Annotated in this window: 21 protein-coding genes; 11 read left to right on the forward strand and 10 right to left on the reverse strand. The window is 38.0% G+C overall.

All coding sequences use genetic code 11. The features are described from left to right. The first annotated feature begins 69 nt into the window (after positions 1 to 69). From rimO to PARA_RS02995, 5 genes are all read left to right on the forward strand, one after another. On the forward strand, positions 70 to 1,407 hold the full coding sequence (gene rimO / locus PARA_RS02975) for a 30S ribosomal protein S12 methylthiotransferase RimO (RefSeq protein ID WP_041918213.1): 1,338 nt from the start codon (positions 70 to 72) through the stop codon (positions 1,405 to 1,407). Positions 1,408 to 1,446: 39 nt separating this feature from the next. Then, positions 1,447 to 3,465, forward strand: coding sequence for an adhesin (locus PARA_RS02980; RefSeq protein WP_014064481.1), 2,019 nt, complete (start codon positions 1,447 to 1,449; stop codon positions 3,463 to 3,465). A gap of 138 nt (positions 3,466 to 3,603) precedes the next feature. After that, positions 3,604 to 4,719: an aspartate-semialdehyde dehydrogenase gene (gene asd, locus PARA_RS02985; protein WP_014064482.1), complete on the forward strand. Its 1,116-nt coding sequence runs from the start codon at positions 3,604 to 3,606 to the stop codon at positions 4,717 to 4,719. Positions 4,720 to 4,779: 60 nt separating this feature from the next. Continuing rightward, positions 4,780 to 5,208, forward strand: coding sequence for a hypothetical protein (locus PARA_RS02990; RefSeq protein ID WP_231844654.1), 429 nt, complete (start codon positions 4,780 to 4,782; stop codon positions 5,206 to 5,208). After that, positions 5,205 to 6,140, forward strand: a complete 936-nt coding sequence (locus PARA_RS02995; protein WP_014064484.1) for an alpha/beta fold hydrolase — start codon at positions 5,205 to 5,207, stop codon at positions 6,138 to 6,140. The genes PARA_RS02990 and PARA_RS02995 overlap by 4 nt, the downstream gene beginning before the upstream one ends. Before the next feature lie 70 nt (positions 6,141 to 6,210). Here the strand turns inward: PARA_RS02995 and PARA_RS03000 are convergent, their stop codons facing one another. Then, the gene (locus tag PARA_RS03000) at positions 6,211 to 6,513 is read right to left on the reverse strand and encodes a hypothetical protein (RefSeq protein WP_014064485.1); all 303 of its coding nucleotides are present in this window, start codon (positions 6,511 to 6,513) and stop codon (positions 6,211 to 6,213) included. A gap of 232 nt (positions 6,514 to 6,745) precedes the next feature. Between PARA_RS03000 and PARA_RS03005 the strand changes: the two genes are divergently transcribed. The 4 genes from PARA_RS03005 (at position 6,746) to PARA_RS03020 (ending at position 10,944) form a co-directional block, all read left to right on the forward strand. Next, positions 6,746 to 7,195, forward strand: coding sequence for a hypothetical protein (locus tag PARA_RS03005; RefSeq protein ID WP_014064486.1), 450 nt, complete (start codon positions 6,746 to 6,748; stop codon positions 7,193 to 7,195). Between the two features lie 31 nt (positions 7,196 to 7,226). Further along, the gene (locus PARA_RS03010; RefSeq protein ID WP_014064487.1) at positions 7,227 to 7,688 is read left to right on the forward strand and encodes a hypothetical protein; all 462 of its coding nucleotides are present in this window, start codon (positions 7,227 to 7,229) and stop codon (positions 7,686 to 7,688) included. 502 nt (positions 7,689 to 8,190) lie between these two features. Beyond that, positions 8,191 to 9,567: a tyrosine phenol-lyase gene (locus PARA_RS03015; RefSeq protein WP_014064489.1), complete on the forward strand. Its 1,377-nt coding sequence runs from the start codon at positions 8,191 to 8,193 to the stop codon at positions 9,565 to 9,567. A 162-nt stretch (positions 9,568 to 9,729) separates the two neighbouring features. Next, positions 9,730 to 10,944, forward strand: coding sequence for an aromatic amino acid transporter (locus PARA_RS03020; RefSeq protein WP_014064490.1), 1,215 nt, complete (start codon positions 9,730 to 9,732; stop codon positions 10,942 to 10,944). Between the two features lie 86 nt (positions 10,945 to 11,030). On the opposite strand, the gene PARA_RS03025 is transcribed toward PARA_RS03020, so the two are convergent. The 3 genes from PARA_RS03025 to PARA_RS03035 form a co-directional block, all read right to left on the reverse strand. Continuing rightward, positions 11,031 to 11,459: a hypothetical protein gene (locus PARA_RS03025; protein WP_014064491.1), complete on the reverse strand. Its 429-nt coding sequence runs from the start codon at positions 11,457 to 11,459 to the stop codon at positions 11,031 to 11,033. A gap of 28 nt (positions 11,460 to 11,487) precedes the next feature. Continuing rightward, complete coding sequence (locus PARA_RS03030) at positions 11,488 to 11,901, reverse strand: hypothetical protein (RefSeq protein ID WP_014064492.1); 414 nt, start codon at positions 11,899 to 11,901, stop codon at positions 11,488 to 11,490. Between the two features lie 209 nt (positions 11,902 to 12,110). Continuing rightward, positions 12,111 to 12,788 (reverse strand): helix-turn-helix transcriptional regulator, encoded by a 678-nt coding sequence (locus PARA_RS03035; RefSeq protein ID WP_041918214.1) that lies wholly within the window; start codon positions 12,786 to 12,788, stop codon positions 12,111 to 12,113. A 567-nt stretch (positions 12,789 to 13,355) separates the two neighbouring features. On the opposite strand from PARA_RS03035, the gene imm45 reads away from it, so the two are divergent. Next, positions 13,356 to 13,697, forward strand: coding sequence for an Imm45 family immunity protein (imm45, locus tag PARA_RS03045; RefSeq protein WP_014064495.1), 342 nt, complete (start codon positions 13,356 to 13,358; stop codon positions 13,695 to 13,697). A 128-nt stretch (positions 13,698 to 13,825) separates the two neighbouring features. Here the strand turns inward: imm45 and purT are convergent, their stop codons facing one another. The 4 genes from purT to PARA_RS03065 form a co-directional block, all read right to left on the reverse strand. Continuing rightward, positions 13,826 to 15,007, reverse strand: a complete 1,182-nt coding sequence (gene purT / locus PARA_RS03050) for a formate-dependent phosphoribosylglycinamide formyltransferase (RefSeq protein ID WP_014064497.1) — start codon at positions 15,005 to 15,007, stop codon at positions 13,826 to 13,828. A 9-nt stretch (positions 15,008 to 15,016) separates the two neighbouring features. After that, positions 15,017 to 15,520: an S-ribosylhomocysteine lyase gene (gene luxS / locus PARA_RS03055; protein WP_005694994.1), complete on the reverse strand. Its 504-nt coding sequence runs from the start codon at positions 15,518 to 15,520 to the stop codon at positions 15,017 to 15,019. Positions 15,521 to 15,776: 256 nt separating this feature from the next. Beyond that, a complete protein-coding gene (locus PARA_RS03060; protein ID WP_014064498.1) occupies positions 15,777 to 16,256 on the reverse strand; it encodes a YqaA family protein in 480 nt (159 codons plus the stop codon). Further along, positions 16,256 to 16,855, reverse strand: coding sequence for a beta-phosphoglucomutase family hydrolase (locus PARA_RS03065; protein ID WP_014064499.1), 600 nt, complete (start codon positions 16,853 to 16,855; stop codon positions 16,256 to 16,258). Before PARA_RS03065 ends, PARA_RS03060 begins: the two co-directional genes overlap by 1 nt. Before the next feature lie 111 nt (positions 16,856 to 16,966). Between PARA_RS03065 and PARA_RS03070 the strand changes: the two genes are divergently transcribed. After that, positions 16,967 to 17,332, forward strand: a complete 366-nt coding sequence (locus PARA_RS03070) for a hypothetical protein (protein ID WP_005694998.1) — start codon at positions 16,967 to 16,969, stop codon at positions 17,330 to 17,332. 22 nt (positions 17,333 to 17,354) lie between these two features. Here the strand turns inward: PARA_RS03070 and ppx are convergent, their stop codons facing one another. Then, positions 17,355 to 18,899, reverse strand: a complete 1,545-nt coding sequence (gene ppx / locus PARA_RS03075) for an exopolyphosphatase (protein ID WP_014064500.1) — start codon at positions 18,897 to 18,899, stop codon at positions 17,355 to 17,357. Between the two features lie 8 nt (positions 18,900 to 18,907). Then, complete coding sequence (locus PARA_RS03080; RefSeq protein WP_041918215.1) at positions 18,908 to 22,807, reverse strand: translocation/assembly module TamB domain-containing protein; 3,900 nt, start codon at positions 22,805 to 22,807, stop codon at positions 18,908 to 18,910. Positions 22,808 to 22,810: the final 3 nt, after the last annotated feature.

The raw sequence follows: 22,810 nt of genomic DNA on the forward strand, positions 1-22,810 counted from the left end.
ATCGCCTTTCGGCTTGAAATTGAGTAAAATCTAAAGTTTTGAAAGATGATGATAGCTGAGAATAAATTTATGCAAAAATCAACGCCGAATATTGGCTTTGTAAGTTTAGGTTGTCCTAAAAATTTAGTGGATTCCGAACGTATTCTGACTGAATTACGTACTGACGGGTATAACATTGTGCCAAGTTATGAAAATGTGGACTTGGTCATTGTGAATACTTGTGGCTTTATTGATAGTGCTGTACAGGAATCTCTAGAAGCTATTGGAGAGGCGTTGGAAGAAAACGGACGCGTGATTGTGACCGGCTGTTTAGGGGCGAAGGAAGATCAAATTCGCCAAGTTCACCCAAAAGTATTGGAAGTGAGCGGTCCGCACAGTTATGAAGCAGTCATGGCACAAGTACACAAGTACGTTCCAAAACCAGAGCATAATCCTTACACCAGTCTTGTACCAAAACAAGGGGTGAAATTAACACCTAAACACTATGCTTATTTGAAAATATCAGAAGGCTGTGATCACCGTTGTACATTCTGTATAATCCCTTCATTACGTGGGGATTTGGAAAGCCGCTCTATCACGCAAGTATTGGATGAAGCAAAACGTCTTGCTGATGCGGGTGTGAAAGAATTGTTGGTCGTTTCACAAGATACCTCTGCTTATGCGATGGATACACAACGTAAAGAAGGTGGCGTGAAAACGGCTTTCTGGAATGGTATGCCAATTAAAAATGACTTAATGACCTTGTGTAAACAGCTTGGAAAATTAGGCATTTGGGTACGTTTACACTACGTTTATCCTTATCCTCACGTGGATGATTTAATTCCATTAATGGCGGAAGGTTTATTATTGCCTTATTTGGATATTCCATTACAACATGCGAGTCCGAAAATTTTAAAAGCAATGAAAAGACCAGGAAAAATTGACCGCACTTTAGAGCGTATTAAGCAATGGCGTGAGATTTGTCCAGATTTAACTTTGCGTTCAACTTTTATCGTAGGTTTCCCGGGTGAAACAGAAGAAGACTTTCAAATGTTATTGGATTTCTTAAAAGAAGCACAACTTGATCGCGTGGGCTGTTTCAAATTTAGCCCAGTAGAAGGCGCACCTGCAACTGAAATGGCTGACCAAGTGCCTGAAGATGTAAAAGAAGAACGTTTCCACCGCTTTATGCAGTTACAACAAGAAATTTCGGCTGAACGATTAAAACAAAAAATTGGCCAAACGCTTGATGTCATTGTGGATGAAATTGATGACGAAGGTATTATCGGCCGTACAAAAGCCGATGCACCCGAAGTTGATGGCTTAGTTTATATTGAAAATCTAAGTGGCACGCCTGTGAAAGTGGGCGAATTTATTAAAGTAACCATTACTCATTCAGATGAATACGATCTGTGGGGAACCTGTTAATTATTAATCTTATTTATTTTTTACCAAAGGAATTAAAAAATGGCAGAAACACAAAAACAACCAAGTGTTATCCGTTTTGAACAAGAAGTTGCGGCAAAAAATTATGAAGCAGCTTGCGTAGAATTGCTCGATATTTTAAGCAAAATTGATACTAATTTTGGTGGCGTTGAAGGCATTGAAATTGATTATCCTAGTCAATTAAATGATGAATTAGTACAAGATAAAATTAAGCATTTTTGTACCCGTGTAGCGGTAGCAATGAGCGAGCTATTTTCTGATCCTCAATTAGATATTTCTGAAGGTGGTGCACAACGTTTCTTTACCTTGCAACGTTGGATTAATATGATTTTTGCATCATCACCATTTGTGAATGCGGATCATGTTTTACAAGCTTATAACCGCAATCCAGATAAAACCAATTTATCCGATTTCCATTTAGATAATACGAGATCATCATTAATTAAATTCTGTATTTTCTATCTGCCTGAATCTAATGTGAATGTTAATCTTGATGCTTTATGGAATTTAGATCCAGAGTTATGTGCATCCCTTTGTTTTGCATTGCAATCACCACGTTTTATCGGTACTGATCAATCGTTCTCTAAGCGTGGTACGCTTTTACAATGGTTCCCTGAAAAATTAGCGACAATTGAAAACTTAAATAATGTACCGAGTGCAATTTCACACGATGTGTATATGCATTGCAGCTACGATATTGCTGAAAATAAACATTGGGTGAAAAAAGCATTAAACCAAGTCATCCGTCGTCATTTATTGCAAGGTGGATGGACAGATCGCGATGTCACTAAATTAGGTGAGCGTAATGGCAAACCCGTCATGGTGGTGTTATTGGAGCATTTCCATTCATCTCATTCAATTTACCGTACGCATTCCACTTCAATGATTGCTGCACGTGAGCGTTTTCATTTAATTGGTGTGGGTAATGAAGCTGTAGATGCAGCAGGCCAAGCGGTGTTTGATGAATTCCATTTATTAAAAGGCGATAATATTTTTAGTAAATTGAATGAATTAAAAGAGATTTGTGAAAAAAATGGTGCAGCCGTTCTTTATATGCCAAGTATTGGGATGGATTTAACCACCATTTTTGCAAGTAACACGCGTCTTGCACCGGTTCAAGTGATTGCTTTAGGCCATCCAGCGACCACACATTCTGATTTTATTGAATATGTAATTGTAGAAGATGACTACGTTGGTTCTGAAAAATGCTTCAGTGAGCAATTATTGCGTTTACCAAAAGATGCTCTTCCTTATGTGCCTTCAGCGCTTGCACCGCAACACGTAGAATATCGCTTACGTGAAAATCCTGAAGTGGTGAATATTGGTATTGCTTCAACTACAATGAAGCTTAACCCATATTTCTTGGCGGCATTAAAGGCTATTCGTGATCGTGCGAATGTTAAAGTTCATTTCCACTTTGCTTTAGGTCAATCCAGTGGTGTGACCCATCCTTATGTTGAGCGTTTTATTAAATCTTATTTAGGCAATGATGCGACAGCTCATCCACACGCGCCTTATGATCAATATCTTCGTATTTTGCATAACTGCGATATGATGGTAAACCCATTCCCATTCGGGAATACGAATGGCATTATTGATATGGTGACATTAGGTTTAGTGGGCATATGTAAAACCGGTGCAGAAGTTCACGAACATATTGATGAAGGGTTATTCAAACGTTTAGGTTTACCGGAATGGTTAATTGCAAATACGGTAGATGAATATGTTGAACGTGCAATTCGTTTAGCAGAAAACCATCAAGAACGTTTAGAACTTCGCCGTCATATCATTGAAAATAACGGCTTACAAACCTTATTTACAGGCGATCCAAGCCCAATGGGTAAAGTGTTACTTGAAAAATTTGAGGAATGGAAAGCAGCAAATTTAGCTGAAAAGCCAAAGAAAAAAGCGACTAAATCCGCAACGACAAAAGAGAAGACTACAAAGTCTACCACGACAAAGAAAAGTGCGGTCAAATCTGAAGGTAAATCTGAGCCGAAAAAAACGGTAAAGAAAACCACGAAAAAAGCAGATAAATAATCAATAAATCCCCGAAAGGGGATTTTTTATTGAGAAAAATTAAACAAAGCCTCATTTTTTCTAAAAAAGCTTGATTTTGTGGCGTAAAGCCTGTAATTAATAGACCCGTTCAACACAACATAAAATAAGGAAAAACTCATGAAAAACGTCGGTTTTATCGGTTGGCGCGGAATGGTCGGTTCCGTATTAATGGATCGTATGGTGCAAGAGCAAGATTTTGCCAATATTAATCCAGTTTTCTTCACCACTTCTCAAGCAGGTCAAAAAGCCCCTGTATTCGCAGGCAAAGAGGCGGGTGAACTTAAAAGTGCATTCGACATTGAAGAACTTAAAAAATTAGACATTATCGTGACCTGTCAAGGTGGCGACTATACCAATGAAGTTTATCCAAAATTAAAAGCAACAGGTTGGGACGGATATTGGGTTGATGCAGCTTCTGCACTACGTATGAAAGATGATGCAATTATCGTGCTTGATCCTGTAAACCAACACGTGATTTCTGAAGGTTTGAAAAAAGGCATTAAAACTTTCGTGGGTGGTAACTGTACCGTGAGCTTAATGCTTATGGCTATCGGTGGTTTATTTGAGAAAGATTTAGTGGAATGGGTATCTGTCGCAACTTACCAAGCGGCTTCAGGTGCAGGCGCAAAAAATATGCGTGAATTGCTTTCACAAATGGGTTTATTAGAACAAGCGGTTTCAAGTGAATTAAAAGACCCTGCTTCATCTATTTTAGATATTGAACGTAAAGTGACAGCAGAAATGCGTTCTGATAGCTTCCCAACGGATAACTTTGGTGCGGCATTAGGTGGTAGCTTAATCCCTTGGATTGACAAACTTCTCCCAGAAACAGGACAAACTAAAGAAGAATGGAAAGGCTATGCAGAAACCAACAAAATCTTAGGTTTAAGCGACAATCCAATTCCTGTGGATGGTTTATGCGTACGTATCGGTGCATTACGTTGCCACAGCCAAGCATTCACCATCAAACTGAAAAAAGACTTACCATTAGAAGAAATTGAACAAATTTTAGCGTCTCACAACGAATGGGTGAAAGTGATTCCAAACGACAAAGAAATCACATTACGTGAATTAACCCCAGCTAAAGTAACAGGTACATTAAGCGTACCAGTTGGTCGTTTACGTAAATTGGCAATGGGTCCGGAATACTTGGCGGCATTCACTGTGGGTGACCAATTATTATGGGGTGCTGCAGAGCCAGTTCGCCGTATCTTAAAACAATTGGTGGCATAAGTTTACTTTCACTACAAAGGGCGTATTTACTACGCCCTTTTCATTACTAAAAAAGATAATATGCTACGATCTATCTTTGTTTTTATTACAATTTCTTTAATGACATTTGTTTTGCAATATTGGTTTGTCTCACGCCTTGGTTATCCTGAAACCTTTGTAACAACATGCCAAAATTACACGGGTGAATTTTTGTATGAAGCGCGTTGTGAATATACGTTTAATATATTATTTACAACGATAACTGTTGCGTTTTTAGCATTATTTCCTTTTATTTTTTCTCAGAAATTATCTTACTTTATTATCGGTTGTTTGTGGCTTGGGCTTTTATGGCTATTGGGTTCAGTTTTTATCACCTTTGATAGTACTGATTTAGGAAATACACTTGAGCTTTCAAGCTTATTTCACTATGCTTGGATCGAATTAAAAATACCTTATATCATCATATCTGTTATTACTATCCCTACACTATTTTTTGTTAAAAAATTATGATCAGAGAACCTCATTTTCATCAATTTGCTCTTGCAGAGTTATTGCCTTTTTTTGAGCAATTTCCGACGCAATATCTTTCTGGTGAACGAAATATCAAATTAGCTTATCGTCATTTGGTTCAGCCTGAAAGTGCGGTCAGAAAATTGATGATTTTGGTGAATGGTCGAGCAGAAAATATGCTGAAATGGACTGAGTTGGCTTATGATTTTTATCAACAAGGTTATGATGTTTTGCTTTTCGATCACCGAGGACAAGGCTATTCACAGCGTATTATTCCTCAAAAAGGGCATTTAGATGAGTTTCGTTTTTATACCGATGATATGGCAAAAATCATTGAAAAAACGACCGCACTTTATGCTTATCAAGCGCAATATATTCTCGCACATTCCCTCGGCGCTTTAATTTCCACCTATTATCTGGCCAATTACGATCATCAGATTAAAAAGTCTGTACTTTCTTCGCCTTTCTTTGGTGTTCCCATGAAACATCCGTTACGAGATGAAGTTATCATTGCAACGATGATGGCATTTGGCCAAGGTCATCGCTATGTTTTTGGTAAAGGACATTACAAACCGGTAGATTTAAACCTTAATGAACTTAGTCATTCTAAAACGCGAATGAAATGGATGAACCGAGTTAATCGAAAACGCGCTGCTATTCACTTAGGCGGCCCGACTTTCCGTTGGGTACATTTGTGTTTAAATGCAATAAAAGCGCTTCCTAAAATCATTCCAAGAGTGGAAACACCTGTGCTTATTTTACAAGCGGAAAAGGAAAAAATTGTAGATAACAAAAATCTTGAAAAATTGACTGCACTTTTTCCGCATGCAGAATCCATGCTTGTACCTCAAGCAAAACATGAAATTCTTTTTGAAAAAGATAACGTGAGAAAAGCCGTGCTTGAACGCGTGAATCAATTTCTTCATTCTTAAAAAAACCTAAAAAACGACCGCACTTTGATTTGTATCTCAAAAGTGCGGTCATTTTTATCTGTATTTTGGCTTAATCATCCCAGTCGTCATCCCAATCACGGTGTTTTCTATGGTGGTGATGTCTTTTATGTTTTTTATGATGGCGATATTCTCTGTCATCGTAGTCTCCGCCTTTGTTCACTTGACTACCAATTACACCACCTAATGCTGCGCCGCCGAGTGTTGTGGCAATATCACCACCTAATAAACCACCGGCTACGCCACCGATTGCTGCACCTGTTGCAGTATGACGTTGTTGTCTGTCCATTTCACAAGCGGTTAAGCTTCCTGCTAATGCAACAATCACTAACCCTTTCATCAATTTAGATTTCATAAATCTACTCCTTTATTTTTGTCGGGATTGCTTGCCTAAGCACTTATGCAATCCGGCGTGTAAAAGCATTCCTTTTACGATTGCTTTGACTATGAGGAAAATTAGTTAGTTCAAATGGCTTGTTCAATTGGTTTAAGAATGAGCAATTTTTGGTATGATTGTTGAGAGGTTTAATAGGTGATTAAACTAGATTTGTGAAATCCATTTCACTAATTGAAGTTAAGGATTAATAATGTTTGGTATTTTCTTTAAAGATAAAGGCGTGTCCATTAATAATGAAAATGGAATGCATGTTTTGGCCTCGATCTCTTTGGGTGAATATGTAGAAGAATTGCATATTCCAATAGACTACTGGGGTATTGAAGAATATAAAAAGAGCTGGGCTACATCCATAGCTGATGGGATAGAAAAAAAGAAACATTCAGTGCTTATTACATCTATGCATGAGCCAGAATCTTTAAATTTTATTTCTGTATGGATTATTTATTATGATGGGGAACTTTCTTATGTTCAAAATAAGATAATATTTGTAGATGATTTCCCAGAGTTTGATACATTTAAAATCAATGAATATGTAAATAAGCGAGAGATCTTTAATGAAGATGGTTTTAAGATATCTGAATGGATAGTAAAAACAAAAGATGTAATTGATTTTTATGATAGCATTATCGGTTTAATTTGACTAATTGATTCTAATAATTTTGGGATAAGTAATGAGGTCAATTGAAGGTAATAAAAAGGATTTTGGAATTTATTGGAGTGAGAGTTTTTCAATTGATGATTATGTGTACGGTAATATTAAAATAAGAATAGGTGACAGGTTATATCCTGAAAATAATGATTCTTATGATAATTATACCTTATGTACAGTATTTTTTAATTTAAAAGACTCATTTATTAATAAATACTATCATGGCGGTTGTACAAATGAAGATTTTGGTGAAACTGAATTTAATGCCATGAAATGGCATAATGGAGAATTACCTAATGTTTTTCTAATTGATACAACAGAGTTGGGTGGTTATGAAAATATAAATACACTTTATTTATGTATGGCATATTCAGGGGATACTGAGCGCTTATTTTATAGTGTAGATAATGGAGATTCTTTCAGTGAGATTAGATATCCTAAAGGTACTATTGAGAGAGTGATATATCAATTACCTACATATTAGAATAGAAATATATGGGGTTAGAAGTATATCTAATCATTTAAGTTTTTAATATTAAGTTATCTCTAGATTTTAAACTATTTAAAAATTCTAGATTTAAGGTGTTTAATATAAATTGCGGTCAATTTAAAAGAGTTTTAAAACCTCTCAAAAATTGACCGCACTTTTGTATTTTTGATGCTTCTTCTACCGAAATATCCCCCTCTCATAGCAATCCCGCCTGTAATACCATTCCTATGTCCACTTGTTCTATTGAGAAAGCTGGTTAGTCCAACTCGCTTGTTTACTTGCTCTAAAAATTAGTATGTTTATGATATTTTGATATAAAATTATCAAATAAAAATATTTTTGCATAAATTTGATAAAATTTTATCGATTTGTGACTTTGATCACAGTAATGCAGAAAAAAATTCAGTATTATGCACGCAACTCGATGATAGATGTTTTTTAATAGCGGGTTAATAATCATTTGGACTTTAAACCTAATCATAATAGGAGATTCATTATGGCATACTATCCAGCAGAACCGTTCCGTATTAAAAGTGTTGAACCAGTTTCAATCCTACCAAAAGCAGAACGTGAAAAAGCAATGAAAGAAGCAGGTTTCAATACCTTCTTACTTGATTCAGAAGATGTTTACATTGACCTTTTAACTGATAGCGGCACTAACGCGATGAGTGACCGTCAATGGGCTGGTATTATGATGGGTGATGAAGCTTATGCAGGTAGCCGCAACTTCTATCATTTACAAGAAACTGTTCAAGATTTATTTGGCTTCAAATATATTGTGCCAACTCACCAAGGACGTGGTGCAGAAAACATTCTTTCTCGTATCGCGATTAAACCAGGTCAATACGTACCAGGTAATATGTATTTCACCACTACACGTTTCCACCAAGAAGCAAATGGCGGTATTTTCTACGATATCATTCGTGATGAAGCGCATGATGCAACATTAGATATCCCATTCAAAGGTAATATTGATGTTAAAAAATTAGAAAATTTAATTAATGAAAAAGGTGCTGAAAATATTGCTTATGTGTGCTTAGCGGTAACTGTAAACTTAGCAGGTGGTCAACCAGTTTCTATCGCAAATATGAAAGCCGTTCGTGAATTAACAGCGAAACATGGCATTAAAGTATTCTATGATGCAACACGTTGTATTGAAAACGCATACTTTATTAAAGAGCAAGAAGAAGGTTATCAAGATCGCTCAATCAAATCTATCGTTCAAGAAATGTTCAGCTACGCAGATGGCTGTACAATGAGTGGTAAAAAAGACTGCTTAACCAATATCGGTGGTTTCTTATGTATGAATGATGAAGAATTGTTCATGAAATCTAAAGAGTTGGTTGTAGTATTCGAAGGTATGCCATCTTACGGTGGTATGGCTGGTCGCGATATGGAAGCGATGGCAATTGGTTTGAAAGAAGCAACTCAAGAAGAATACATTGAACACCGTGTTAAACAAGTACGTTACCTCGGTGAAAAATTAAAAGCAGCGGGCGTACCGATTGTTGAGCCAATTGGTGGTCACGCAGTGTTCTTAGATGCTCGTCGTTTCTGTCCACACTTGAAACAAGAAGAAGACTTCCCAGCGCAAGCATTAGCAGCAGCAATTTATGTTGAGTGCGGTGTACGTACAATGGAACGTGGTATTATTTCAGCTGGTCGTGATATCAAAACTGGCGAAAACCACCATCCAAAACTTGAGACAGTACGTATTACTATCCCACGTCGTGTTTACACCTATGCACACATGGATTTAGTTGCTGATGGTATTATCCACTTATTCAAACATAAAGAGGATATTAAAGGGCTTCGTTTCGTGTATGAACCAAAACAATTACGTTTCTTCACTGCACGCTTTGAACAAAAATAGGCCTACTAGCCCTTACTTCGGCAACGAGGTAAGGGCTTTTTGTATCTAAAACATTTGGTTAATGAGAAAAATGCGAAAACATTCTAATGACATTGTAGTTTGATGTATTGTCAAGTAAGGAAGTGACTAGCCTTTCTACGATAATCGGAAAGGAGAAAACTCATGAATAAAACATTGGGAAGTACCTTAATTACCTCAGGGACGATGATTGGCGCAGGGATGCTTGCTATGCCTCTCACATCTGCTGGAATAGGTTTTACGTTTACAGTCGTTCTACTTATTCTTTTATGGATCCTACTCACTTATAGTGCATTATTATTTGTTGAGGTTTATCAAACCGCTGAACATGATGTCGGCATTGGTACACTTGCTGCACAATATTTTGGCCGACCAGGACGAATTGTCGCAACCAGCGTATTAATGATTTTCCTTTATGCATTGCTTTCCGCCTATGTGACCGGTGGTGGTGCAATTCTTGCTTCAACTTTACCTGATTTTGCTGCTCCTGATTTGAAAATGAAAGGTTCTATCCTTGCATTTACAATCTTATTTGGTGTTTTCGTGGCAATTGGTACAAGCTTTGTGGATGCGCTAAATCGCTTTTTATTTATTGCGATGATTGCCGCTTTATTTATCGTACTTGGATTGATGATCCCAGAAATTAAAATCGATAACTTAATGGCCATGCCAATTGATAAAGCCTTATTAATTTCAGCTAGCCCAGTTTTCTTTACCGCTTTTGGTTTCCATGGTTCGATCCCTTGCTTAAATAAATACTTAGAAGGTGATGTAAAAGCCTTAAGATTTTCGATTATTGTGGGCTCTGCAATCACATTAGTGGGTTATGTCTTATGGCAATTTTCAACTCATGGTGTATTAAGCCAAACTCGCTTCTTAGAAATCCTTAATCAAGATCCAACATTAAATGGATTGATTGAAGCGGTTCGTGTGATTACAGGCAGTACCATTATTGCTGCTATCGTGAAAATCTTCTCTGCCTTAGCACTGATTACCTCGTTCTTAGGGGTGGCACTCGGTTTATTAGAATGTATTGACGACTTGTTAAAACGTGTATTCAATTTTTCTGCAAACCGTTTAAGTTTAGGTTTCTTAACGTTCCTTCCGCCATTGCTCTTTGCATTCTTCTACCCAGAAGGCTTCATCCTTGCATTAGGTTATGCAGGACAAATGTTTGCTTTCTATGCAGTGGTATTGCCGGCAGCATTGGTTTGGAAAGCTCGTCATCAACATCCAAACTTACCTTATCGTGTGCCAGGTGGTTCAGGGGTTCTACTCTTTGCCTCAATTTTAGGGACAATTATTGTGTGTATCCCATTCCTAATTAAATTAGGTGTATTGCCTCCAGTAGTGGGTTAATAACACGGATTAAAATAAAAAGTGCGGTTAAAAATCAGTATGTTTTTAACCGCACTTTTTATTGATATAAGACCATAAAGAATAGATTAAATATTGTTGCTTTTATCTAAATAAGATTTATTTTTTAATAATTTTCCTTCTTTACTAAAAAACAACTCAATATAAAAATCACGTCTATTACCTAAGTAACCATCCCCTTTTTTATAGTGTGCAAACAGTTTATTATCTTTTTCTAAAATTTCAAACTGGTCCGAAATTAAATCGCTTATTTCTTTCTTATCCATTCCTGAATGAAGGTATTTGGAGACAATATGACTAACATCCGCACGTTGACTTGCAATGTCAGTAATACGGGTTTTAAAAACCTCATCTAGCATTAAGTTTAAATCTGTTGCATTACTTTTTCTGTCTGAAACTGAAGATTGAAACCCAGAATGATTCTTATGGCTACTTGCTTCGCAGCCAATTGAAACTAGGGAAAGTAGAGCAAGGGATATTGTGAGTAATTTTTTCATGTTAAGTACCTTTTATATTTCTTGGGTTTCAGTTTTCAGTATCTTCTATAATTTGATGTTCAATAGCTAATGAATCCATTCCTTTTTTAGGTGAAATAACAATATGATAAATGCGTTTTGCTCGACCACTTCCTGAGCTATGTCCAGTAAGTTTCGTTCTAATATATCCTGAATACTCGCAAATTTCTTTTCCTGCTTCACAAGTCATGCCCATTTGGGAAACCGCTTTTTTGATGCTATCAGCACGATTATCACCATCTAAATGAGCATAAATCAATTTGCTTAGCACTTCTTTTTCCGGCTCATTAGGAAATCTTTTCGTAATATATTCTTTAATTTCCCCTTGGGGTAAATTATCGTAATTAACGGTCATTCTGGGAAAACCTAAATCACAAGCTGTTAAAAGAAGAGATACCCCTAAAATAATGATACCTTTTTGCATATTAAAATACCTTTAATTGATAGTAACTCAAGGCATTATAGCAATAAAAATTTATTTTCCGATAATAAATCATTCTATTATTTTGGGTAATTACAGAGGAAAATTATAGTGTTCTAAATAACATGGAAAGAACATAAAGAATGTGGTAGGTAGGGTGTGAAACGTTGCTTCATACACATTTTTAGCATAATTAGGCAGTTATTCTAACGCTATACTTTCTCTTTGATCGCTTTGAGATAGCGATATACGCTAGGTTCTGAGATTTTTAAATATTTAGCGACCATCGGGATGGCGCCTTTGATATTGAAAATACCCTTATCAAATAAGACTTGAACGGCGTTTTCCCGCTGTCTTAAGCTGAGTGGTTTATCGGAATGTAATAGGGTGAAATCAAGGTATTCACAAAGGATATCTTCGATAGAGTTTTCGAGTTTTTCTTTATTAATTATTTCGGCTTCTTCCACTTCGGCAAAGGCTGCATCAATACCTAAAATATTGACGAAGTTTCCGAGATTCTCCAGTGAAATCAATTTCGTCATCACATCAACCAACTCAGAGGTATCATGATTAATACAAAGGATGCCTTCTAATTTATCCCCGTTTTTAATGAAATAAGTTGCACCTCGAATGACCTTTTCAGAATCTGCCACGGCTTTGTAGTTAAAGATAAAATCTTTATCTAAATATACTTTATCTTGCAACAAACTAGAACCAAAAGAACTAAGTGGAGAGGAAAGTGTTCTCCCACTGACGTGGCTATTCGCAATGGCTTCCATATGAGCCTTCTTTTTATCAAAAGAATGAAATACGACTTCGTATTTAGGGCCTAGAACACTTCCCAAAAAATGGGTTAGACCAATAAAATATTTCTTTTGTACATTGTTCATATCGAGCCAATCTCATTAATTACCATTTGCTTGTTGTGGCTATTTTATAGCACTTATTTTTTATAGCAAATACATTGTAAAAAATGACAGGTTATTTATGGCATTTTGCTTTAGGTGAATCTTATAATGCATAGTAGGATGGGTTAGACAATACTTCTGTGGTATTCTTTGGGGTTGGGATTTGTATCTTTAAGACATTTCAAGTGAGCCTTGTAAGAAATGCTAAAGATTCTATCCTCATTATTAAGGATTGTTACATATGAGATGATTACTAAAGTACATGATGAATTAAAATAAAAGGAGAAGTAGACATGAGATATTTATTACTTATTTTAAAGAGATCTTTTTTGATGACTATCATTCTACAACTTATTTTTTATATAAATGCATGGTTTATTAAGGGAAGTGTTGATCAGATTGATTTTTTTGTAAGTAAAGAGCATTTATTCTTTAGTTTAAAGATATGGCTTTCTCTATTTGTTTTATTTTTATTAATATATTATTTAGGTAATAATAAATATTAATGACTTACTGATTATGCAAGAATGAGATGATTAAGGTGTGACAATGTTTTATTTATTAGAAGAATATGAAGATGAATTGTTATGGTCTGGAGATATATTTAGAGTTTTTATCCAGAATAAGGGTGAGAATTATTACACAGATCGAGTTGTGGACTTTATTATCTTTGAAACAGAGGATGTTGATAGACCGCTTGGGTTGTTATCTATATCTGGTTATAAGGCTGAAAAAATAGCGTTTATCTTTCCTAAAGAAGCTTTTAAAAAAGACGCGATTTATTCTTTAGATAAGAATTGGATAGAAAAAAATATATATGATTATTTATATCTACACAAAGAGTGTGACAAAGTTTTTATATCAAAAAATGATTCAATACTTCCATTCTAATGTCTAGATTAAACTTACATAAAATAAATCGTTGGATATAAAGTGCGGTCAATTTTCAAAGCGTTTTTAAACCTCTCAAAAATTGACCGCACTTTTGTATTTTCAACGATGCTTATGTTAAGCAAACCTTATAATTTCACATCCAACTTCGCGTAAGCACGTTCTACTTTTTCTAATGCTTTTTCTACGGAAATATCTCGGGCGAGTAAGACACCTAAACGGCGATGGCCATTGACTTCGCCTTTGCCGAAAATGCGAATATTGGTGTTTGGTTCAGCCAATACTTCGGCGATATTGCCAAATTGCACGTTTTTCGATTGACCTTCTACCACAATGGCTTTGGAAGCCGATGGGCTAATTAAGGTGATTTCTGGAATAGGTAAGCCTAAAATTGCACGGGCGTGTAAGGCAAATTCAGATAATTCTTGAGAAATTAGCGTGACCATACCGGTATCATGTGGGCGAGGGGATACTTCATTGAAGATAACCTCATCACCACACACAAACATTTCCACCCCGAAAATACCACGACCACCTAATGCAGTGGTGATTTTCTCTGCGACATCTTGTGCTTTTTTCAACGCTACATCAGACATGGCTTGTGGTTGCCAAGATTCGCGATAGTCACCATCTTCTTGACGATGGCCAATTGGCGCTAAGAAGCTGGTGCCATTGATGTGGCGAACGGTGAGTAAGGTGATTTCATAATCGAATTTAACAAACCCTTCTACAATCACGCGTCCTGCGCCTGCACGGCCACCTTGTTGCGCATAATCCCAAGCTTTTTGTAAGTCGTCTTTGGATTTTAAAATACTTTGGCCGTGGCCAGAAGAGGACATAATCGGTTTCACCACGCAAGGAATACCGATTTTTTCAACTGCACTTTGGAAGTCAGCAAAGTTATCGACAAATTGATAAGGTGAGGTTGGCAATTTAAGCTCTTCTGCTGCTAAGCGACGAATGCCTTCGCGATTCATGGTGAGCTTAGTAGCTTTGGCGGTAGGAACAACATTAAAACCCACTTGTTCTAATTCCACTAGCGTATCCGTCGCGATGGCTTCCACTTCCGGCACGATGTAATCTGGGCGCTCTTTTTCCACTAAGGCTTTGAGTGCGACACCATCTAGCATGGAAATCGTATAAGCACGATGTGCCACTTGTTGTGCTGGGGCGTTTTCATAACGATCGACGGCAATCACTTCCACGCCTAAACGTTGTAATTCAATCACCACCTCTTTGCCCAGTTCACCAGAGCCAAGCATCATCACTTTAATAGCATTCGGGGTTAATGCTGTACCTAGGGTTGTCATGTTGTGTCCTTATTTTAAGAAAGATTCATCAAGTGCTAAATCGTCATTTTTATTAATCCCCACACCGCGAGCAATCACATTTTTAGCAATATCATGTGCTTCTTCTAAAGAATGTTCGGTGTAAGTCCCACATTGGTATTCGTTTAATTCAGGAATTTGGTTTTGATCTTGCACGGTTAAAATATCTTTCATGGAAGCTAACCATGCATCAGCCACTTGTTGCTCGTTTGGTGTGCCAATTAATGACATATAAAAACCTGTGCGACAGCCCATTGGGGAGATATCGATGATTTCTACATTGTCATTGTTTAAATGGTCACGCATAAAGCCCGCAAATAAATGCTCAAGGGTGTGAATCCCTTTTGGTGGGAGAATTTCTTTGTTTGGAATGCAAAAACGAAGATCAAAAACAGTGATGTCATCGCCCTTTGGGGTACGCATCGTTTTGGCTACACGCACGGCAGGTGCGTTCATACGGGTGTGATCTACTTTAAAACTGTCGAGTAATGGCATATTTATTTCCTTGAAAATCAGTGATTTGTAAATTAATTGCAAGTTTTTGTAAATTTTTTTACATTTTTTTACAATTTCTTTGAACTTTTCTTTTTTGCGTCGGTCTTATAGAACAAGCAACTTGCAGTTGTTTTAATAAAATTGGTTCCTTAGGTTATTTGCCCCTTACTCGATAAGGGGCGTTTTTTTATCTGTTGAATATCAATTCGTCGTTATTCTAGCCCACAACCAGGTTATGCACAAAGGCTATTCTCGGCTATGACACGAAAGGTAAACTGAAAAAGAGCAAGGCAATATAACGCAGTCCTTTTCCAATCGCCATAAAAATCAAACAACTTAGCCAATTCAAACGAAGCCAACCAGCTACCGCACAAAACACATCCCCGATAATAGGCAACCAGCTCAATAATAAAGTGATGGCACCATAGCGTTGTATTTTGTTTATTGCCCATAAAGTGCGGTCATTTTTGCTGCCAATTTTCGGAAACCATCGTCCAATCCAATAAGTGGTGAGGCTACCTAGTGTGTTTCCTGCAGTTGCCATAAAAACAAGCCAAAAAATATCCGCACTTAATAAAGATCCAACCAATACTTTTGGCGCAGCCAGGGAGACAAACACGATTTCTGAATTCCCCGGCAAGATGGTGGCACTTAAGAAAGCGCTGAAAAACATCAGCCACAAGCCATGGGTTTGCCAAAAATCAGCCCAAAAGCTGAAAGAGAAAATGTCCCACATTAGGCTCTAATAATCTCTCGCGTTCTAACATCAAACACATCCATCCCTGCATTTAATCCCGCTTTTACGCCGAGATCGGCATCTTCAAAGACGATACAACGTGATGGTTCGGCTTTTGCCAGTTCTGCGCAGCGTAAAAAGGTTTCTGGATGCGGTTTATGTTCTTTCACATCATCTGCGCTGACAATGGCGTTAAAGTAATGTTTGATATCTAATTTTTGCATCAACATATCAATCATTTGGCGGTTTGAACCTGAGCCAAGTGCAATTGGCTTTTGTTGATAGTAATGACGCACCACATCAAAGGTCGGGAGTAATTTTGATTCTGTTGGAATCAATTCATAAGAAAGTTTGCGTTTTGCTTGTATCACTTCATTTAAACGTTCTTGTGGCATACCGGCATCTTGCATAATGGCTGAGGCAATAGTGCTCACGGTTGCGCCACCTAAATCATACATAATTTGGCTGTTAAAACGATAACCAAATTGTTCCCCTACCATGTTCCATGCGCGTGCATGCACTGGCATGGTGTCGATTAAGGTGCCATCCATATCAAAAATTAGGCCATCATATTTTTCAAAAAGTCTGTTATCTATCATTTATTGCTTTCCTAGTTCGTAAATTTTTTCACTTTGTTTCAATTTTGTGATCTGTGCACTGGTAATTTTGTGAAATAGCGGTAAAGTTATCCTATCTCAAAAAGGAATGTTATGTCATTACTCAAACAATTAACCCGTTGGAAAATTCGCGGTCAGATTGATCAGGACGTTATTGATATTATTCTGACCTTGCAAAGTCGCCTAGAGCATCATTGGCGCATTGATGTGTCTATTCCGACTGTCATCACACTCTTATTGCATATTGCCAACAGCCTTGCCCGTTTAAAACGAGGGGGTTGCGTTTCCCCGCTTCATCAAGCCTTTTATGATGAAATGCAAAGTGCGGTCATTTTTCCTGATGTTTTGGAAATTCACCACGATTTGCTTTCTTTTATTCCGCAAGAAATTCCCGAAGCAGAGCAGAGTTATTATCTCGCCAATATTTATAGCTTGCTGTTGGAGCAAGATAAAAAATAAGGGCATGAAAGCCCCTATTCTATCAGTTAAAAATCAAACTGAGTTCTAAATCTTTGAGTAAATTGCTTTCTAAGCGCAATTCATTCCACACTAACGGATTATTATCCAAGTAATGTTTCTCAAAAGTCAGTTCCCAAGTCTGCAAAGAGCGGTCAATTCTGAGATTAATTTTATCGGTGCTGTCTGTCGCTTGGCGAGATTTATTTAAAATCACCGAAATGCGTAAAAGAATAAGTAAAACAAGGACATCTTCATCCGCATAACGAGCAAAAATCGGTAAATCATTCTTTTTAAATGCGCCCGTGTGATAACGAACTAAATTCACCAATAAGCGTTGTTGCTCACGATCAAAACCCGGTAATTCCATATTCTGCAGAATATAAGCGGAATGTTTTTGCACATTGCGATGATTGATCACAATGCCCACTTCCAATAAACGTGCTGCCCAAATTAACAGATTTTTCATTTCATCAGCAAGATGCGGTTTTTGCCAATGGGTGTATTGGTCAATTAAGGTTTTCGCACTATTGGCTACGCGATCGGCTTGCGCCAAATCTAAGTTAAATTGTTCGGCAAGCCCTAATGCGGTACGAGTACGGATGTCTGAAACTTGGAAGTTTTTTTCTAAGCTGTAAATCACCCCTTCACGCAAAGCGCCGTCAGAATAGCGCATATTTTCTAAGCCAAAAACGTCAAAAACAGCACTTAAAATGGCTAAGCCTGGCACAAAGACATCCACGCGATCAGGGTTTAATCCTGCGATATTCAGCTCTTCAAAATGGGAAGCTTGCAAGGTTCGTTCAATTAAATTTTGTAAGCGTTCAGCAGTGATGATGCCGTTCGGGTCAAGGGTTGCGGTAATCACTTGATAGACGGTTTTGATCGTGCCCGATGAACCGAGTACTGATTGCCAACCGAGCTTGCGATATTCCCAGCTTAAATCTTCAATTTTATTGACCGCACTTTGGCGAGCTTGCTCGAAGTTTTCTTTTGAAATTTCGCCATTCGGGAAGAATTTTTTGGCAAAGCTCACACAACCCATATGACGACTTTCTGCCACTAAGGGCGTGAAATCATCACCAATGATCATTTCGGTTGAACCACCACCAATATCGATGACCAGTTTACGTCCGCTTTCGGGTTGAGTGTGGCAAACGCCTGCATAAATAGTTTTGGCTTCCGTTTGACCGCTAATGATATTAATGGGATAAGGAAAAACGGCAGCAGCCTGACGTAAAAATTCGTCATTATTGACCGCTCTTCGTAGGGTATAGGTGCCGACGACATTCACATCTTTCGGCTCAAAGCCTTGTAGGCGCTCAGCAAAAAGTGCAAGGCAATTTACACCTCGCTCAATGGCTTCTTGGCTTAATACATTGTGCTCGTCTAAGCCGTCGGCGAGCCTTACTTTTTGTTTTAAACGAGACAGCACCTGGATTGAGCCATTGATAATCCGCGCCACTATCATGTGGAAGCTGTTTGAGCCTAAATCAATGGCGGCAATCTCCCGGGCCTCACCTCGGTGATAAGGTTCTGCGAGTTGAGCCAGTTGCTTGTCGTTATGCATGTCCTTTCCTAAAATTCAAATTTATACAATAAATCAAAAACTTGGTTTGTGCTGGTTACTGATTGGAAATAAAGTTGTGGCATTAAGCGGTAACGCAAGGTCACTTCGGCTAAGCCATCAAACAATCCTACACCATATTTCACTTGTAAGCGTTTACCAATATTACCACTAACTTGTACTTTGGAGCTATCCCCAACACCGGCAGTGCCTAAGTTTAAGTCTTGAATACCAAAGGCTTCCCCAATACCGCCGACTACTTTACCACTTTTCGCTAAACCTAAGCCAAGTAATGCCGCACCCACAGAACCACTGGAACCTGCTTCACCGCTGTTTTCTAATGAGCGACCGGTTAATAAATAAGAAAGTGCCTGGTCTTGAGATTTGGCTGGGTCAGAGAAAATGGTGACTTGTGGACTAGATGCCATACCAATCACTTTTACCCCCGCGGTTACTTTACTGTCTTCCATCGCTTCTGGGTTACGAATTGCTTCAATATTTAACATCGGTTGTGAAGGTAAACCGGAGAAACTGATTTGGCCTTTACGAATTAATAAGTCCTGTCCAAAAGAGGCATAACGACCATTTTTCAGGTTAATTTGACCAAATAAACCTAATTTGCCTTTATCCTGTTTCACAGAAAGTAAACCATCCAAATTCGTTTTTAAACCATAGGCATTTAAATGCACATCATCGCCGATTTTAATTTTTAAATCAGATTGAATTTGCATGCCCGATTTAGTTTCGGCTGCAAATTGGCGATTGATGAGCTCTTCTTCACTTTTTCTTGGACCATTTAAAATCACTTCATCTTCACTCACCGGTTCAGCATTGTCTGGTAAGCTTTCAATAGCAATTCTTGCCCACGGAATATCCACATTACCACTCAAATCTAAGAGTTTTGGTGAGGCTTTGACAACCACATTCGGGCTGACTTTTAATTTCGCCATAGACGGAATATCGACTTTGAAATTATCCGCTTGCGCTCTAACTTCTGCCGTCCAGTTATCTATGTTAGCCCAGTTGGCTTGTCCATTAATATTTAGCTTACTATCTGGTGTTTGAACATGGCCATTTAAGGTTGAAGAGGTGCCATTAAAGCGGATTGCCACTTGACCATCAGTTACGTCAAAAGGCAGACTTTTTAGTTTCGTTTTTACATTGCGGATATCAAAATTACCATTTAATAATGGCTTTTCTAAATTACCGCCGAAACTTAAGCGTGAGACCACTTCACCATCTATGCTTTCACCGCTGGAGAAAAGTTGATTGGCTAAGGATAAGCGTAAACCTTCAATGGCAAAGGTGCCGCCTAATTGACGACCTTTACTTAAATCATTAATTTTTAAGTCTGTGCCGATTCGACCTTGATTTTGAACGTTAATGTCTGATTTCAGGGTTAAATTGTTATTTTGAATATCGGCATTCACACTTAATTTAGGAATATCTAGCTTAAAGGTTCGGTAGTCTAATTTTTGTGCCACACCAATGTTATTTCCTTCCACTGCCACATTCAGTTGTAACGGTTTATCTGTGAACCATGCCACTTTACCTCGGCTTTGTAACTGGCCTTTGAGCGTGTCTTGCCCCATCAATTTATTCACTAAATCTAAATTAATGCGTTTAAGCTCAAAAGGGACTTCGCCGTTTTTTCCTGCCATAAATTGTTGAGGAAAACAGAGATCTAAGTCTTGGTTAACCCAGCAATGAGAACCGATGGTGGCTTGGATTTTTTTATTGTCATAAGTCACCGGAATAGTTTGATTCACTTTAAAATCACCGATAGGTGAGTTTAGGTTCACTTGGCTTAAATTACCTTTCCATTGCTGAGAAGTGCGGTCAAAATTCCCCACGATTTGTAAATCAGCTGCAACAGGTTCACCTTTTGATTTTAAGGTGAGCGTATGATGTTTTTCATCACCCGATGCATTCAAATCAATATTATGCAATTTGATGCTGTCGCCATAGCGGAAGTTTTCCGCTTTGACAGTGAGTTCACCTTTCACTTGCGGTTCACTCACAACATTACCTTTAATTAAGGCTTTGGATAAGTCTAACCCTTCGAAGTGTAAGCCTTGTACGGTTAAATCGGTATTAATGGTTGGCGCAGTAAGTTTGCCTAAAATCTGTGCTTTGCCTACCACGGAGCCCGCTAAATCTTGCCACAGACCACGTAAGCTTGGTGCGTTGATATCTAAATCTAGGTTTGATTTATCACCTAATATCCCTTTTGCCGCAATGCGGTTATCGCCATAGTTCAGCAATAAATTTGGAATGTTTAATAAGGTTTCATTACTTAAAAAGACACTACCTTTTAAGCTTAATGGGCGAGAAGAGAGACTACCTGTTAAATCCACAGCTGGCACATCTACTTTCCAATGATTAGAATCAGCGGAACCTTTTGAGCTCACTTTGCCCGATAATACGGCTGGCATGGCTGGCACATAAGGGCGAATGTTCATTTTGTTTAAATCAGCGGTTACATCCCATTGCGCGCCATCTTTCCAGTTTGAGGAACCCGTTAAACGTGCCGTACCATCGAGGGCAGCAAGTTTTAATTCGTTGATGGTAACTTCATAGAGTTTACCGTCTGCATTTAAATCGACGTGAGTATGAGGGATATGATCCATCCCCTCCACGCCACCAACAACTTCTGCGTGATAATTCAATAAATCGCCTGTGAGTTTGATATCAACATCGTTAATTTTGAGCGGTGCTAGGCTGTCTGCAAAAGCATATTGACCTTTTTTTGCTTTTAACTGCAGATTTAATGGCATTTTATCTTCGGCCAGTTTCACATCACCCGTTAAGGTGGCATCAAGCACCCCCTGTGTGGTTAACGAAAGTTCGGTCGTTTTTTTCAAGGAGCCCGATAAATTGAGATCAACTTTGCTGGCAGGCAGAATGGTTTTGTCTTTTGATTTAAATGCTTGGAGATCAGATTTTAATGTGAGATCAACTGGAAAATCGTCATTGAGCTGGAGTTGCCCTTGGCTAGAAAGTGTACCAAGAGAGCTGTCAATGTCGAGTTTTTGTAATTTCACTAAATGATCGGTGGCATCTGCTTGCAATTCCACTTTAGGCACAGTGATTTTTTGGATTTCTTCGCCTTTTTCATTGAGCGATTGATATTGCCAGTTTGTACCCAAAAAACTTGGAATGTGCATATCAAAAGGCAAGTTCACCGCATTTAAATTACCTAAAAAAGCCGGTGTGAGTGTTTGCTCAATTTGCGCCCAGTCAACGGGTTTAGCCGGTTCTTTTTGCTCGGGCTGAGGGGGATTCGGTTGAGTTTGGGAGACCGTTGAGAAAAGCACATCTGAAAGCGTGGTGGGCTCAAGAGTAAGGCCTGATTCATTGTTTAAACTGACCGCACTTTGAAATGACGAAAAGGTAATATTGCTTTGATCGAGTTTCATATCAAAGTCAGTAATCGCCACATTTTTCACTTGTACAGAAACCGGTAAATGGATTTTTTCCATTGGACCACTTTCCGTTTGTTTCTCTTCAGAAGGTGGCATGACACTGGTATCAATGGCAATTTTCGGCTGCGTTAAGCTAAGATCATCAACAATAATATCTCCCGACAGTAAACGAGCTAAATTCAGTTGTAAGCGCGTTTTAGGAAGAGCCACATCTACGCCGGTTGTTTTAAAACGTAAATTTTCTAAGACTAAACCATTTTGTAAGCCACCGCTGACTTGCTCAATAGATAAGCTATCGAGCATTTTATCGGCGAGTTGAATAAGTGCACGTTGTCCACTATCAAAAGAAAGTGCTGTGACTAAGCCTAAAACAGGAACAAAAATGACCGCACTTCCGACACATAAAATTTTACGGCAGGTCTTTTTCTTTTTAACGGGTTGTGTGGTTTGGTTATCTGGTTGTTTTTCTTGTTCAGACATAGTCATACC

This window comes from Haemophilus parainfluenzae T3T1, assembly GCF_000210895.1.
Lineage (GTDB): Bacteria > Pseudomonadota > Gammaproteobacteria > Enterobacterales > Pasteurellaceae > Haemophilus_D > Haemophilus_D parainfluenzae_A.